We start from the raw sequence: 15,146 nt of genomic DNA, 5'->3' as shown, positions 1-15,146 counted from the left end.
ATGAGCAAAGAACTAGAGCGATTGCAAAAAAGAATTGCTAATAGTGGTTATACGTCTAGAAGAAAAGCTGAAACATTGATTACTGAAGGTAAAGTCAAAGTGAATGGAGAAGTTGTCACTGAACTTGGCACAAAAGTAAAACCATCAGATCAAGTTGAAGTAGAAGGAATCAAAATGGAACAAGAAGATAAAATATATATTCTGTTTCATAAACCAGCGCAAGTCATTACTAGTGTATCAGATGACCGTGGAAGAACAGTTGTGACTGACTATTTTAAAGACTTAGATACTAGAATATATCCTGTTGGTCGTTTAGATTACGATACATCCGGAGTATTACTACTAACAAATGATGGTGAGTTCACTAATCTTATGACCCATCCACGGTACCATATACCAAAAACATATGTTGCCAAACTCAAAGGTTACCTTATGCGCGAAGAAGTAAAAGCACTTGAAGCAGGAATAGAACTTGAAGATGGTTTAACTCAACCCGCTACTGTTAAAATTAAACGCCAAGATAAAGACAAAAATACAACGTTAGTTGAGATTACCATTAGTGAAGGACGAAATCGACAAGTACGTCGTATGTTTGAGCATTTTGGCCATAGCGTTAATAAATTAACACGTATACAATTCGGTTCACTAAATTTAAAAGGTCTTAACGCTGGAGAAGGACGCGTATTAACACCTCATGAAGTAAAAGTATTACGTCATCAAGCAGAAAACGGCAATTAGTAAGCGGTTACATGTAGTTTGCTGAAGTTAATTTTATGGTTATAAAATCATGCTAATTTTTTCACAATCAAATTTGAAATTAGAGATTTAACAATTACCATATGCTATAATAAACAAGAAAATAGCATGTGTAGGAGGTATATGAATTAATGAGTAAGGAAATACTTATCGTAGATGATGAAGACAGAATTAGAAGATTACTCAAATTATACTTAGAGAGAGAATCTTTTAACATTCATGAGGCTAGTGACGGCAAAGAAGCCTATGAATTAGCCATGGACCACAATTATGCATGCATACTTTTAGACTTAATGCTTCCTGAAATGGATGGAATCGAGGTCGCATCAAAACTACGGGAGCATAAAGATACACCTATCATTATGCTTACTGCTAAAGGCGAAGAAACTAACCGAGTTGAAGGATTCGAATCAGGTGCTGATGATTATATTGTTAAACCATTCTCTCCACGTGAAGTGGTCTTAAGAGTGAAAGCGCTATTAAGACGTACACAATCAACAAGTGCCGAACAAAGCGAGCCTCATGCGAGAGATATCATAGAATTTAATCATTTACTTATTGATAATGATGCGCATCGTGTATTAGCTGATAATCAACAAGTTAACTTAACACCCAAAGAATATGAACTACTAATATATTTAGCTAAAACACCAAACAAAGTATTTGATAGAGAACAATTACTTAAAGAAGTTTGGCATTATGAATTTTATGGTGACTTAAGAACTGTTGATACCCATGTTAAACGCTTAAGAGAAAAACTTAATCGTGTTTCAGAAGATGCAGCACAAATGATTCAAACAGTATGGGGTGTTGGCTACAAATTTGAAGTTAGAGCTAGCGATGAGCCGACTAAATAGTGTTGTAATAAAACTGTGGTTAACTATTATCTTTATAGTAACGACAGTTTTAATTTTATTAAGTGCTGCATTAATAACTTTTATTCAATACTATTATACTGAGCAAACAGAAAAATCAATTCGTGATGATGCCAAAAGAATCAGTCATGTTGTTGAAACATCTAAAAATAAAAAGTTAGCTATTGAACATAGCCAAAAACTGATTAGTGGTTCTGGTGGCGTTATTATTATGAAAGACAAGTCAACACATCATAATGCTAAAGAGTCACAATTAAATAATCAAATGTTGGCTGAGATTAATCAAAACGAACACTTTTCTCCAGTGTTTAATAAAGGTCAATCTGCAACTCAAAATGTAACATTAAAACATAATGACCATTCTCGTTCTTATATCTTACTGGGTTATCCTATGAAAGCTCAAAAGGGAAGTCACAGTCATTATAGTGGCGTCTTTATTTATCAGGATTTAAAATCCATAGAAGATACCAATAACGCTATTACGATTATTATTCTGATAACTGCAATTATTTTCCTAGGTATTTCAACTGTCTTCGCCTTTTTCCTATCTAATAGAATTACTAAACCACTTAGAAAGCTTAGAAATCAGGCTAAAAGTGTTTCTAAAGGGGATTATTCTCAAATTTCATCTGTAACAACTAAAGATGAAATTGGTGAACTATCTCGCGCATTAAACGACATGAGTTTCGAAATTCAGGAAAATGTTCAAGCACTATCAACCTCAAAAAATATTCGTGATAGTTTAATTAATTCAATGGCTGAAGGTGTTGTAGGTATCAATGATCATCGCGACATTATATTATCAAATAAAATGGCAGATGAAATTTTACCAACTATTGATCAATCTATGTATGAACGAATTGAAGACCAAATCGAAGATACTTTTACAAGTAAAGGCACAGAATTTCGAGAATACGATTTTGACACACGCTATTATGTCTTCATTATGAGTTACATTCCTCAGATTCAAGAAGATGGTCGCAGTGGAATTGTCGTTATTATTCGTGATATGACTAATGAGCATAACTTAGATCAAATGAAAAAAGATTTCATTGCTAATGTTTCTCATGAATTGCGTACACCTATTTCATTATTACAAGGATATACAGAATCAATTGTTGACGGTATCGTTACAGAACCAGAAGAAATTAAAGAGTCATTATCAATTGTCTTAGATGAAACAAATAGGCTCAATCGTTTAGTTAATGAATTACTCAATGTTGCAAGAATGGATGCTGAAGGGTTATCTGTTAATAAAGAGATACAACCTATTGCACCATTATTAAACAAAATACAAACAAAGTATAGACAACAAGCTAGTGATTTATCATTAAATATGTACTTAACTCCAGAAACTAATGACGCATTGTGGTACTACGATTCTGATCGAATCGATCAAGTGCTCACAAATCTTATTGATAATGCTACAAGATATACTCAACCTGGTGATACAATTTCTATTACTAGCGAAGATACTGATAAGTACAATGTGCTTCACATAAATGATACAGGCAGTGGTATTGCTCCTGAACATTTAAATCTTGTTTTTGATCGCTTTTACAAGGTTGAAGCATCCAGAACACGTGGCAAACAAGGAACCGGCTTAGGATTATTCATTTGTAAAATGATTATAGAAGAACATGGAGGTACGATCACTGTATCAAGTGTCGTTGGAGAGGGAACAACATTTACAATCAAGTTACCGAAGCCTTAATCTTCAGGCTTATTTATAAAATTTATCAAAGATAATATCACTGAATTCAGACAGGGACATAAACCCGCAAATAATAGCACAAAGATGATTTAAAATTAAAAATCGTCTTTGTGCTTTTTTATATTCAATACTTTGTATGATCGACTCGCATGCTTAGGAGACTACTTCAGCTTGCTTTGTTAGAAAAAACTGGTTTAGTCAGTTTTTTCTGTGCTGGACTTTGACTTAATATAAAAATAAGGACGAAGGCTATTTAAGCAGAGACGTTTATGAGCCGACCTGACCTTATATATAGTTAATATCAGTTAAAACATATTGAGATTAACTATGCACGATATATTGGCAGTAGTTGACTGAATTGAAAATATCCTTATACCAAGCTTTTTCCATCCTAGTCAACCTTTCCGATACGGAACTACGAAATCATAATGAATTCTGTCCCGCTCTCAATCATCATCTCTTACCGGGCAACTTTATTGCTTTGCGGCTAGTGTTGTCGTATGATTAATGACGTAAAATATTTTAAAATTCATCTTCGGGGTAGGGTGTAATTCCCAACCGGCAGTAAATAAAGCCTGCGACCTGCTTGTGTTCAACAAGCGGCTGATCTAGTGCGAATCTAGAGCCGACAGTATAGTCTGGATGGGAGAAGATGGAGGTTTATTTGTTGCGAACAATTTTCCTCCAATTCTTTGCAAGATGAATGGAAGGAGAAAACTACATATGCAACAAAATAAACGTCTAATAACCATCAGCATGTTAAGTGCCATTGGCTTTGTTTTGACTTTTTTAAAGTTTCCACTACCTTTTTTTCCGCCATACTTAACATTAGATTTCAGTGATGTCCCTACATTGTTAGCAACTTTTTCAATGGGTCCTATAGCAGGTATTATAGTAGCATTTATTAAAAATTTGCTTAATTTTTTCTTTAATATGGGAGACCCAGTAGGTCCTGTGGCTAATTTCTTAGCCGGTATAAGTTTCTTACTTACAGCATATTATGTTAATAAAAGAGGACATGTTGCTAATAAAGCAATGATAACTGCATTAGTCATGGCTACATTAGTTATGACCATTGTACTTAGTATTTTAAATTATTTCGTATTGTTACCACTATATGGCATGATTTTCAACTTAGCAGATATTGTAAAAAATATAAAAATCATTATCGTCTCTGGTATCATACCGTTTAATATTATCAAAGGGGCAATCATCTCAATCATATTTATACTTTTATATCGCAGAATTAAAAGCGTACTTAAATAATTAACAGGTAAATGAAACTTTTAAAAATACGCTTGTAAATACAAAGCAGGCAATGTTCCCATTTGAGAAATATTGCCTGCAATTATTATAATTAATTTTTTGCTTTAACTACTAATCTACTATATATAAAATAGCTATGTGCTATTCGAATTTTAAAGCATCACCATCAAAAGGTTCTTCTTCTATTTTGATGGAATCAGTTGGACAACCTTCTAAGGCATCTTCCATATCTTCATATAACTCTTCTGGCACTTCGGCAGTACCTTGGTTATCATCAAGGATTACGAAAGCAATACCTTCATCGTCATAATCATAAATATCTGGAGCGGCCGCACCACATGCACCACATGCAATACACGTATCCATATCAACGATTGTATATTTAGCCATTTTCATTCGCCTCCTTTGATAAACATGCTACACTAGTATAACAAATACTCATGTATACATCGAAAAAACTTTTTATTAATTTATCAGTTTCATAAGAGCGAGGGTCGAGATTGAAAGATATTATACTTTATTCTAAACAACATTCATTCACTTATAAAACAAATAAAAGCATTTTTAATTTATTAACAGGCAAAAAAACACATCAAACCTTTTTTGACGCCTGCAGTCAACAACTTTTATCATTATATCACAGTTTACCCAATTTAAAATATCCGTCTTTCGAGCGATTTATGGCACAAAATGTTAACAATGGCATGACGATAAAAGTTCATCCAAGATATACGTATGATAGTTTAGTACATACTTTCAATTGTATTCAATTACTTATTCAAACGTTGTCAAACACGCAACAAATGTCTATTCATTTATACCTATTTCACAGCATGGCCTTATCCAAAGAAAAGTTAAACAAATCTACTACTATATAAAAAAAGAAGATAAGGATAGCGCATTTATCACTGAGCTAAATCAATTATTTAAAGCTCTATATACAAATAATAACAATTATTGTTGTCTACATTATTATTTACAAGGCTATGAAGAACCAATGTATACCCGCCAACAAATCAGTTTGATTGAAAGTATACCTGAACAGCATTTATTTAACCTAGAAATGAATGAACTTGTAACACTAATGTATGAACTAGAAATAGAATATCGTTATCCAATACTTAGTCAATGTATCATTAAACCGTCATTATTACATAAAACACACATAACCCAACAACAATTAAAACAACGTTTTTCAATGACGCAAATTGCTCAAAAACAACACGTCAAACTGAATACAATCGAAGATCATATACTAGAGTTATTTATTAAAGGTTATATCACTCATTATTTTGATTTCATATCTGAAGACGGTTTCCATCAATTTAATGAATTTTATAACAAACATCGTGGAGAGCGATTAAAAGCATATAAACAGGCCTTCCCAAACTTGTCTTATTTTGAAATAAAACTAATGATTGTTGGAATTGAAAGAGGTGAGCTTATTGCTAGAGGATAAATTAAAATCCTGGTTTGGTTTTGATAACTTTAAAGCAGGACAAAAGGAAATTATTAAAAGTGTATTAGATTCAAATCATACATTGGGCATTTTACCGACTGGTAGCGGTAAAAGTCTATGTTATCAAATGGCTACTTATGAATTACAGCAATCAACTTTAATTATTTCCCCGCTTATTTCTTTGATGGACGATCAGGTTGCACAATTAAAAATGAGTGGAGAACAGTCTGTTGCATACATTCATTCAGGTATGGATGATAATGAAAAAAACTGGAATATGAAACGCTTAGCGAAGAGTCGCTTTATATTTTTAAGTCCTGAATTTATATTACAACCTCAAAACTTCAAACTAATTTCAACTATCGATTTTGGTCTTATTGTACTAGATGAAGCACATTGTATCTCTGAATGGGGATATGACTTCAGACCGCATTATGCGCTTATTAGTAAAATAACCAACTATTATAAAAATGCTACCATCCTTGCGCTAACTGCTACTGCTCCGCCACATTTGGAACAGGATTTAAATCAGCTGTTAAATGTGTCATTTCATGTTATCAAAACACATATGAATAGACCTAATATTAGTTTTCAGCACATTAACTTTAGAAATGATCAAGAAAAAATGAATTGGTTAATGCACTATATAGAACAATCTGGTCCAACAATTATTTATGTTTCGTCTAAAAAAATGTGTGTTGAATTAGCCAAGACTATATATAAACATGGGTATTTAACAGGGATATACCATGGTGATTTATCTTATCAAGAACGACAAACCGTCCAACAACAATTTATCAATAATGATATACCAGTCATTGTAGCAACTAGTGCATTTGGTATGGGAGTCAATAAAAAGGATATTCGCACGGTTATTCATTTTCATCTATCTACCAGTCCGTCTAGTTATCTACAAGAAATAGGAAGAGCCGGGCGTGATCAGCAACCGAGCCAAGCAATTAGCCTATTTCAACCGGATGATCGCTATTTATTAGAAACCATCCTTTTTGCAGATATGATTTTACCTTATGATATTGACTGCTACGAACTTGGTGCAAACATTGAGCCATTGAAGCAAGATATATTAGAAATCTTACATTCTCATTTCACTTATGCACAACTTAAACAGATTTTCCAAATAGCACAAGAAAGAAAACAACTCGCACTTAATCGTATGCTTAGTTATAGCCAACTTGATCAATGTCGTCGAAAATACTTATTAGAATTTTTTGGAGAAGTCCCTGATATTCCATCTATATGTTGTGACCATGATACTGATATAAAACCGCTTAAAATTTATAATCGAAAAAAGGTCAAACGTCAAATGTCTTATGAAGATAAACTTAAAAATTTATTTCTTAGCTAAGTACTTCCTTTGCTATAAATATTTAGTAACGCTATAATTATTGTAATAAATTGTATTTATAAGTACATATTATAAATTTTCTTGGGTAAACTATAACTAACAATAATTAATTCGCAGTAGAGAAAGGATGATGAGTGTGTCTAATAATTTTAAAGATGATTTTGAAAAAAACCGTCAATCAATTGACACGAATCAGCACGAAGATAAATCAGAACACCACACAGAAGAACACACAACAAATGAAAAGGAGCAAGTACAAGAAAATTTAGACAACAACCAACAATTTCCACCCCGAAATGCACAACGTCGTCAACGTAAACGTCAGCGGAACACCAAAAGCAATCAAGATAAACAAGTTCATAACTATAATGAAAAAGACAATCAAAACCATCAAACGGAAGATGAAAGACAACCATCACATGATTCAACTAAACCGCAACAAGAAGCAAAGCCAACAGAACACAAAAATGCGAATTCTCAGAACCGTAAAAGTGCGGCCAGTGCAAGTGTTGGCGCAGCAAGTCATGATAATAAGGAATCAGTAAGCAATAGACACGATACTCGAAATACTGGCGAACAACAAAGCAACAAACAAAACAATCAAAGTACTCAAAATGAATCTAAGCAAGCAATAGCAGATGATGATCAAGCGCAAAATAATCCAGAAAAAAAGTCGTCTAAATTAGACAAAACAACAGCTGCAGGCGTTGGAGCTGCTGGAGCCGCTGGAATAGGTGCAGCAGCAAATCATAACAATAAAAATAACAATGATGATTCTACCCAACAAGAAAATAAACAGAGATCAACCCAAAATGATAAGAAAAAGGCTGCAGGTAGTGGTACAGCAGGTGCAGCTGGAGCAGCAAGTCAAAACAATCATTACAACAATACGAACAGACCGGAGCATCATGATGATAAGGAATCGAACAAACGTGGAATTAAAGGCTTATTGTTGCCATTATTAGCTTTATTGCTTGTGCTTGCCGCGCTAGCTATCTTTTTAGGTATGTATTTGAATAAAGATCACGGTGATAATCAAGCAGATGACAATCAAAAAGTAGCACAACAAGATAAGAAAGATAAAGCTAGTAACAATGATAAAAGCAACAAAGAAAAATCAGATAGTAAAGATAAAAAAGATGATAATAGTAGTAACAATGCATCAAATGATGACAACAATTCTGAAGCAAACTCTGATAACGCATCAGCTAATAATTCAAACGGTGTAAATAATCAAGCTAACAATCAAAATGCGCAACAACAACAAAACGGAGCGTCACAGTCAAATAGCGCACAAGGCCAACAAACGCATACCGTTGTTGGTAACCAAAATCTTTATCGTATCGCCATTCAATATTATGGTAATGGTTCTCCAGAAAATGTTAATAAAATAAAAGCCGCAAACGGCTTAACAAGTAATAACATTTCTAATGGACAACATTTAGTTATACCAAGATAAGACAAATAAATAACCAAAACGATACGTCTAAAAAAGGTACCTTCAAAAATATAACCATATAAAAATATATATTGACAGTAATTGACTGGATTGAAAATACGCTTATAATAAGCTCTTTCCAACCCTAGTCAACCTTACCGGGGCGGGACAGAATTCATTATGAATTCATAGTCCCGCTCTTTTTTAATCATATTCATTGCTAAATCTCTTTTAAATACATCAAACAATTTTATTTAGAAATAAGAAACCAACTGCTATAATAATTAAGGGATTAAAGGAGGCCATAAAAATGCAAAGTTATGAAAGTATTATTATTGGAGGAGGCCCATGTGGTTTAAGTGCAGCTATAGAACAAAAAAAGAAAGGTATTGAAACCTTAGTCATTGAAAAAGGTAATGTTGTTGATTCAATATACAAATATCCTACACATCAAACATTCTTTTCTTCAAGTGACAAACTAAGTATAGGTGATATTCCATTTATTGTTGAAGAAAGTAAACCGCATCGTAATCAAGCACTCGTATACTACCGTGAAGTAGTCAAACACCATCAATTAAATGTACACGCCTTTGAAGAAGTTTTAACGGTTAAAAAAATTGACAATAAATTTACTATAACGACTACTAAAGATGTATATCAATGTAAATTCTTAACTGTCGCTACAGGATACTATGGTCAGCATAATCAATTAGAAGCTGAAGGTGCAAATTTAGCTAAAGTTTTTTACTATTTTAAAGAAGCACATCCATATTTTGATCAAAATGTTGTGGTCATTGGCGGTAAAAATTCTGCTGTTGATGCTGCACTGGAATTAGAAAAAGCAGGTGCTAATGTTACCGTATTATATAGAGGAGACCGTTATTCAGCCGCTATTAAACCGTGGATTTTGCCAAACTTCGAATCATTGGTTAATCATGAGAAAATAAAGATGGAATTTAATGCAACAGTAGAAAAGATTAGCGAAACTACCGTTACATATAAAAAAGATGGTAAGCTTATCGAAATACCAAATGACTATGTTTTTGCTATGATTGGATATCATCCTGATTATGACTTTTTAGAGTCAATCGGAATTGAAATTAATACAAACGAATATGGCACTGCACCAGTCCATAATAAAGAAACTTATGAAACAAATGTAGAAAACTGTTATATTGCAGGGGTCATCACTGCTGGAAATGACAATAATTCGATTTTTATTGAAAACGGAAAATACCATGGTGGCGTCATTACACAAAGCATTTTAACTAAAAAGCAAACACCTTTAGAGACTTAACCATTTATAAATACAACATAATAAAAAAGCTATGAAGAAATTTTATACTCATTGATTTCTTCATAGCTTTTTTTATTTTAGAGAAGACTAGACCTATATTTTTTCCTTTTGAAACCCCAATTTAATTTATATTTTTTCTTTCAATAGTTTAAGTTAAATTTTTGACGTTTATTAGTCATAACTCATATTTTTATCTATAATCTTATATTTTATTTACACTAATGAATATTTTGTAGTTTAATATACAATTTAATAATTTTTGTTCATTGAAATTATTCATACTAAGCGTAACATGGTTTCTATACAAGTTGTCTATAAATAGTCGAGTTGTATAGAAGTTTAAAAATTGGAGGCGTTTATTTATGGTTAAACGTAGTGGATATATAGACATTCATCATCATATTATTCCCGAAATTTATTTAAAAGCATTAAATGATAGTGGCATCGATAAAGCTGGTGGACTTAAAATAAAAAAATGGGAACCCCAAGATAGCATTGAGATGATGGATCGGTTAGGTATCGAGGCGGGTATTACTTCTATTTCTGATCCTGCTCTTGAACCATTAGATCTAGAAAAAAGGAAAGACGTAGCAAGAAATATTAACGAACTTCAAGCAAAACTCATCAATGATTATCCAAATCGTTTTGGAGCATTCGCTACTTTACCACTTCCTGACGTTGAAGGCGCTATAGAAGAGGCAATTTATGCTTTAGATACGCTGAAATTAGATGGTGTGGCATTGTTGTCAAACTATAGTGAATCATTTTTAGGAGATCCTGAATTTGAGGATTTAATGAAAGTTTTAAATGACAGACAAGCAGTTCTCTTTATTCATCCAAGTACACCGCCAGATTATGTACCCCGACCAAAATACATGCCAGTCGACTTTATGGCTGAGTTTACATTTAATACTACACGAGCAGCTGCTAATCTGATTTTGAGTGGAACGATGGACCGATATCCTAATATTAAAATTATTTTAGCTCATGCAGGTGGCACACTTCCATATCTAACATGGCGAATTAATCAATGTTACGAACTTATTGAACAAACAATGGATAATAGTAAATATGTAACCCTTTCTAAATCACCTGAAGACTATATAAGTGATTTTTATTACGATACTGCGTTATCAACACAGTTAGCAACATTCAAAGCATTAGATGAGACAACAACAGATGATCATATTCTATTTGGTAGTGACGCCCACTATGCACCTGAAAAAATTGACAAATTAATGATTAACACTATAGAAAATGATGCTAATTTTAACCCTCAAAAGATTGAAGATGTTAAAAGAAATAATGCACTCACATTATTCCCAAGATTTAAAGATAGTTTTTAGTTAATGTTAATACTAGCGCAGGAGGGAACAGGACAGCGTTCATTATGAATTCGTAGTCCCGCCCCGGCAAAGGTTGACTAGAATTGAAAAAGGTTGGTATCAGCGTATTTTCAATCCAGTCAACTACTGCCAGTATTTAGTTGATAGCCTAAAACATAATAATATCCCGGATCTACTACCCATATAAAATAATTAAGTTTCCATATTTAATTCTAATTATTCATTGTTTAAAATAATTAACTACATAAAGTATTCTAACTAGACTTATCAACCTTATTTATTATTAAACATTAAAAATTGAAATAACTATTCAATTGTTTAAGTGTTAATTGATTACTCAAGCCAACTAATAATTTTAATCTCGCTTTAGGCCCATTCAATCCATTTGAAAAAATGCAACCTCTCGATTCTAAATCATAACCACCGCCTTCATAAGCATAAGTCGGACTTACAATACCATTGAATGAACGAGAAACAATTATTACAGGGATTTGCTGTTGTATACAACGTTCTAATCCAGCTAAACATGTTGTTGGTAAATTTCCTTGTCCTAACGCTTCTATAACAATGCCATCAACTTGTTGCTGAGCATAAAAGTTAAAAATATCACTACTTATTCCTAAATACGCTTTAATCAAAGGTACTACAAGGTCGGCATTCACTTTTGAGTATACAGTCTGCTGATATGGACGGTGATGGAACTGAACATTATCTTTTGTTAAGACACCTAATGGGCCATGATTAGGACTTTGAAAAGTATTGATATTAGACGTGTGCGTTTTTGTTACGTTACGTGCAGTATGAATTTCATCATTAAACACAACCATTACACCTTTATTCTGCGCCTCTTTAGACGTTGCAACCCTAATGGCACTTATAAAATTATATAAGCCATCCGAACCAATTTCATTTGAGGAACGCATTGCACCCGTAATGACAATTGGAGCCTCAATGCTAATAATTAAATCCAGTAAAAAAGCTGTTTCTTCTAAAGTATCTGTACCATGAGTTATAACGAATCCATCATATTCATTATTGATATTTGCAGATTCAATAATATCTTTTAACTGAATAATATGTTCAATAGTTATTTGTGGGGAGGGCACATTAAAAGGATGTACCTCTTGGATGTCAGCATATTGCTGTATCAATGATTCATGTTGAGAAATTGGATTATTCTTGTTAGTTATCACTTTATTTAAGTGATTTTGTGACATACTAATCGTTCCGCCTGTATGAATGACAAGTAACTTTTTCATATGTGTCCTCCTAGTTATCATTTACATATTTATGATAAAATATTATAAATAAAACAACAAGGTAGGTAATTTAATAATGGCTTCAATTAATATTGCGTTGGATGGACCAGCAGCAGCAGGAAAAAGCACGATTGCAAAGCGTGTTGCAACTCAATTAAAAATGATATATGTGGATACTGGTGCGATGTATCGGGCATTAACATATAAATATTTAAAACTAAATAAAACGGAAGACTTCGAAGATTTAATCCAACATACAACCTTGCAGCTTACATATGATCCTGAAAAAGGCCAACGCATCCTTCTTGATGACGAAGATGTTACAGATTTTTTGCGTGATAACGAAGTCACGAGTCACGTGTCATATGTCGCATCAAAGGCACCAATTCGAAAATTCGCAGTTAAAATCCAACAAAAACTTGCACATCAAAAAGGGATTGTTATGGATGGTAGAGACATTGGTACCGTAGTTCTACCTGATGCAGAACTTAAAGTGTATATGATAGCTTCCGTTGAAGAGCGTGCTGAACGTCGTCAAAAAGATAATGAACAACGCGGCATTGAATCTAATATCGAACAATTAAAGATTGATATTGCTGAACGTGATCAATATGACATGAACCGAGAAATTTCACCACTAAAAAAAGCTACAGATGCCATTACATTAGATACAACAGGAAAATCAATCGAAGAAGTTACAGATGAAATTTTAAATTTGGTAGACAAAATTAAATAATGTTACTAGCAACTATGATTAACGTTTAAAATCATAGTTGCTTTTCTTTTATCAAAAGTACATTAAGGCATATAATAAAGTTGTATATATTACGTGTATATATCAATTAAAGACCTAAAAATTACTTTTTAAATTCTTGAATATTCAATAATCTTTTTCATTACTTTTTTCAAGAAGCTCTGACAAGTTTATGTTTCATGATTCGCATGAGAAGGAATTTCTTGACAATTCTGTCATATTATAAGATGTTATAATTATGTAGTGTATAAGGAGGCAAACAAGATGACTGAAGAATTCAACGAATCAATGATCAATGATATAAAAGAAGGTGACAAAATCACCGGTGAAGTTCAACAAGTTGAAGATAAACAAGTTGTAGTTCACATTAATGGTGGTAAATACAATGGTATCATTCCAATAAGTCAACTTTCTACACATCATATTGATAATCCAAATGAAGTAGTTAGCGTAGGTGACAGCATCGAAGCATATGTCACTAAAATTGAAGTTGATGAAGAAAATGAATCAGGTGCTTACATTCTATCTAAAAGACAACTTGAAACTGAAAAATCCTATGAATACTTACAAGAGAAACTTAATAACGATGAAGTAATTGAAGCAAAAGTTACTGAAGTAGTTAAAGGCGGTTTAGTGGTAGACGTAGGTCAACGAGGCTTTGTGCCCGCTTCACTTATTTCAACAGATTTTATCGAAGACTTCTCTGTGTTTGACGGTCAAACTATTAAAATTAAAGTCGAAGAATTAGAACCGGAAAAAAATAGAGTCATTTTAAGCCGTAAAGCTGTAGAACAAGCAGAAAATGAAGTTAAAAAAGCATCTTTACTTGATTCTCTTAATGCTGGAGACGTTATTAAAGGTAAAGTAGCACGTTTAACAAACTTTGGTGCCTTTATTGATATTGGTGGTGTAGATGGACTTGTACATGTATCAGAACTTTCACATGAACATGTAGATTCTCCTGAAGACGTTGTTAGTGTAGGACAAGAAGTAGAAGTGAAAGTCAAATCTGTAGAGAAAGATTCAGAACGTATTTCTCTGTCTATCAAAGACACACTTCCAACACCTTTCGAACGCATTAAAGGCCAATTCCATGAAGGTGATGTTATCGAAGGTACAGTTGTAAGATTAGCTGCTTTTGGTGCCTTTGTTGAAGTAGCACCAGGTGTTCAAGGATTAGTCCATATTTCAGAAATAGACCATAAACACATCGGTTCTCCAAGTGAAAAACTTGAACCTGGCCAACAAGTCAATGTCAAAATTCTTGGTGTTGACGAAGATAATGAACGTATTTCACTTTCAATTAAAGCAACTTTACCTAATGAAGATGTCATTGAAAGTGATGAGGCAACAACACAATCTTATATAGATAATGATAGCGATGATGACAATCCAACATTAGGAGATATGTTCGGAGACAAATTTAAAGATTTAAAATTCTAATTCGTTATTTTTATAATCCGTTTTTATTTAGTCCAGTTAAGGTATCTACTTTAATTGGGCTATTATTATTTTAAAAATGATGTGATGCTATAGCTCTAGAAATTAATGTTTATTTGATTTAAAGTACGCATATGATAAAATTATAGAGATTTAAGAAAGAGAGGAATTAACAA

General features: G+C 32.9%; 12 protein-coding genes, 1 pseudogene and 1 riboswitch. Of the genes and pseudogenes, 11 read left to right on the top strand and 2 right to left on the bottom strand.

What is annotated here, in order from left to right:
- From HMPREF3267_RS03205 to HMPREF3267_RS03190, 4 genes are all read left to right on the top strand, one after another.
- On the top strand, nt 1–738 hold the full coding sequence (locus tag HMPREF3267_RS03205) for a pseudouridine synthase (RefSeq protein WP_002478163.1): 738 nt from the start codon (nt 1–3) through the stop codon (nt 736–738).
- 149 nt (nt 739–887) lie between these two features.
- Nucleotides 888–1,613 (top strand): response regulator transcription factor, encoded by a 726-nt coding sequence (locus HMPREF3267_RS03200; RefSeq protein ID WP_002459064.1) that lies wholly within the window; start codon nt 888–890, stop codon nt 1,611–1,613.
- The gene (locus HMPREF3267_RS03195; RefSeq protein WP_002478164.1) at nt 1,597–3,345 is read left to right on the top strand and encodes an ATP-binding protein; all 1,749 of its coding nucleotides are present in this window, start codon (nt 1,597–1,599) and stop codon (nt 3,343–3,345) included. Before HMPREF3267_RS03200 ends, HMPREF3267_RS03195 begins: the two co-directional genes overlap by 17 nt.
- Before the next feature lie 527 nt (nt 3,346–3,872).
- A riboswitch (FMN riboswitch) is annotated at nt 3,873–4,003 on the top strand.
- A 65-nt stretch (nt 4,004–4,068) separates the two neighbouring features.
- Nucleotides 4,069–4,611 carry an ECF transporter S component gene (locus HMPREF3267_RS03190; protein WP_002478165.1) on the top strand — a complete coding sequence of 181 codons (543 nt, stop codon included), beginning with the start codon at nt 4,069–4,071 and terminating at the stop codon, nt 4,609–4,611.
- Between the two features lie 141 nt (nt 4,612–4,752).
- Here the strand turns inward: HMPREF3267_RS03190 and HMPREF3267_RS03185 are convergent, their stop codons facing one another.
- A complete protein-coding gene (locus HMPREF3267_RS03185) occupies nt 4,753–5,001 on the bottom strand; it encodes a ferredoxin (protein ID WP_002449743.1) in 249 nt (82 codons plus the stop codon).
- A 110-nt stretch (nt 5,002–5,111) separates the two neighbouring features.
- On the opposite strand from HMPREF3267_RS03185, the pseudogene HMPREF3267_RS03180 reads away from it, so the two are divergent.
- From HMPREF3267_RS03180 to HMPREF3267_RS03160, 5 genes and pseudogenes are all read left to right on the top strand, one after another.
- A pseudogene (locus HMPREF3267_RS03180) lies at nt 5,112–6,070 on the top strand (helix-turn-helix domain-containing protein).
- Nucleotides 6,057–7,436 (top strand): RecQ family ATP-dependent DNA helicase, encoded by a 1,380-nt coding sequence (locus HMPREF3267_RS03175; RefSeq protein WP_002459069.1) that lies wholly within the window; start codon nt 6,057–6,059, stop codon nt 7,434–7,436. Before HMPREF3267_RS03180 ends, HMPREF3267_RS03175 begins: the two are co-directional and overlap by 14 nt.
- A 130-nt stretch (nt 7,437–7,566) precedes the next feature.
- Nucleotides 7,567–8,895, top strand: a complete 1,329-nt coding sequence (ebpS, locus tag HMPREF3267_RS03170; RefSeq protein WP_237450160.1) for an elastin-binding protein EbpS — start codon at nt 7,567–7,569, stop codon at nt 8,893–8,895.
- 289 nt (nt 8,896–9,184) lie between these two features.
- On the top strand, nt 9,185–10,171 hold the full coding sequence (ypdA, locus tag HMPREF3267_RS03165; protein ID WP_002478167.1) for a bacillithiol disulfide reductase YpdA: 987 nt from the start codon (nt 9,185–9,187) through the stop codon (nt 10,169–10,171).
- Between the two features lie 362 nt (nt 10,172–10,533).
- Entirely contained in the window at nt 10,534–11,517 is a 984-nt protein-coding gene (locus HMPREF3267_RS03160; RefSeq protein ID WP_062077653.1) for an amidohydrolase family protein, read from the top strand.
- A gap of 290 nt (nt 11,518–11,807) precedes the next feature.
- On the opposite strand, the gene HMPREF3267_RS03155 is transcribed toward HMPREF3267_RS03160, so the two are convergent.
- Nucleotides 11,808–12,776, bottom strand: coding sequence for an asparaginase (locus HMPREF3267_RS03155; protein ID WP_002459073.1), 969 nt, complete (start codon nt 12,774–12,776; stop codon nt 11,808–11,810).
- A gap of 76 nt (nt 12,777–12,852) precedes the next feature.
- Between HMPREF3267_RS03155 and cmk the strand changes: the two genes are divergently transcribed.
- Both cmk and rpsA read left to right on the top strand, forming a co-directional pair.
- Nucleotides 12,853–13,512: a (d)CMP kinase gene (gene cmk, locus HMPREF3267_RS03150; RefSeq protein ID WP_002459074.1), complete on the top strand. Its 660-nt coding sequence runs from the start codon at nt 12,853–12,855 to the stop codon at nt 13,510–13,512.
- A gap of 282 nt (nt 13,513–13,794) precedes the next feature.
- Nucleotides 13,795–14,973 (top strand): 30S ribosomal protein S1, encoded by a 1,179-nt coding sequence (rpsA, locus tag HMPREF3267_RS03145; RefSeq protein ID WP_002459075.1) that lies wholly within the window; start codon nt 13,795–13,797, stop codon nt 14,971–14,973.
- The last annotated feature ends 173 nt before the right edge of the window (nt 14,974–15,146 follow it).

Origin of the sequence: Staphylococcus sp. HMSC62D11 (assembly GCF_001839145.1) — a bacterium.
GTDB lineage: Bacteria > Bacillota > Bacilli > Staphylococcales > Staphylococcaceae > Staphylococcus > Staphylococcus lugdunensis.
Note: the sequence above shows the minus strand (reverse complement) of the source record. Positions and strands in the feature narration are given on the sequence as shown.

Coding starts and splice junctions, on each gene's coding strand:
- HMPREF3267_RS03205 (WP_002478163.1), top strand. CDS start 1: ATGAGCAAAGAACTAGAGCGATTGCAAAAAAGAATTGCTAATAGTGGT.
- HMPREF3267_RS03200 (WP_002459064.1), top strand. CDS start 888: ATGAGTAAGGAAATACTTATCGTAGATGATGAAGACAGAATTAGAAGA.
- HMPREF3267_RS03195 (WP_002478164.1), top strand. CDS start 1,597: ATGAGCCGACTAAATAGTGTTGTAATAAAACTGTGGTTAACTATTATC.
- HMPREF3267_RS03190 (WP_002478165.1), top strand. CDS start 4,069: ATGCAACAAAATAAACGTCTAATAACCATCAGCATGTTAAGTGCCATT.
- HMPREF3267_RS03185 (WP_002449743.1), bottom strand. CDS start 5,001: ATGGCTAAATATACAATCGTTGATATGGATACGTGTATTGCATGTGGT.
- ebpS (WP_237450160.1), top strand. CDS start 7,567: ATGAGTGTGTCTAATAATTTTAAAGATGATTTTGAAAAAAACCGTCAA.
- ypdA (WP_002478167.1), top strand. CDS start 9,185: ATGCAAAGTTATGAAAGTATTATTATTGGAGGAGGCCCATGTGGTTTA.
- HMPREF3267_RS03160 (WP_062077653.1), top strand. CDS start 10,534: ATGGTTAAACGTAGTGGATATATAGACATTCATCATCATATTATTCCC.
- HMPREF3267_RS03155 (WP_002459073.1), bottom strand. CDS start 12,776: ATGAAAAAGTTACTTGTCATTCATACAGGCGGAACGATTAGTATGTCA.
- cmk (WP_002459074.1), top strand. CDS start 12,853: ATGGCTTCAATTAATATTGCGTTGGATGGACCAGCAGCAGCAGGAAAA.
- rpsA (WP_002459075.1), top strand. CDS start 13,795: ATGACTGAAGAATTCAACGAATCAATGATCAATGATATAAAAGAAGGT.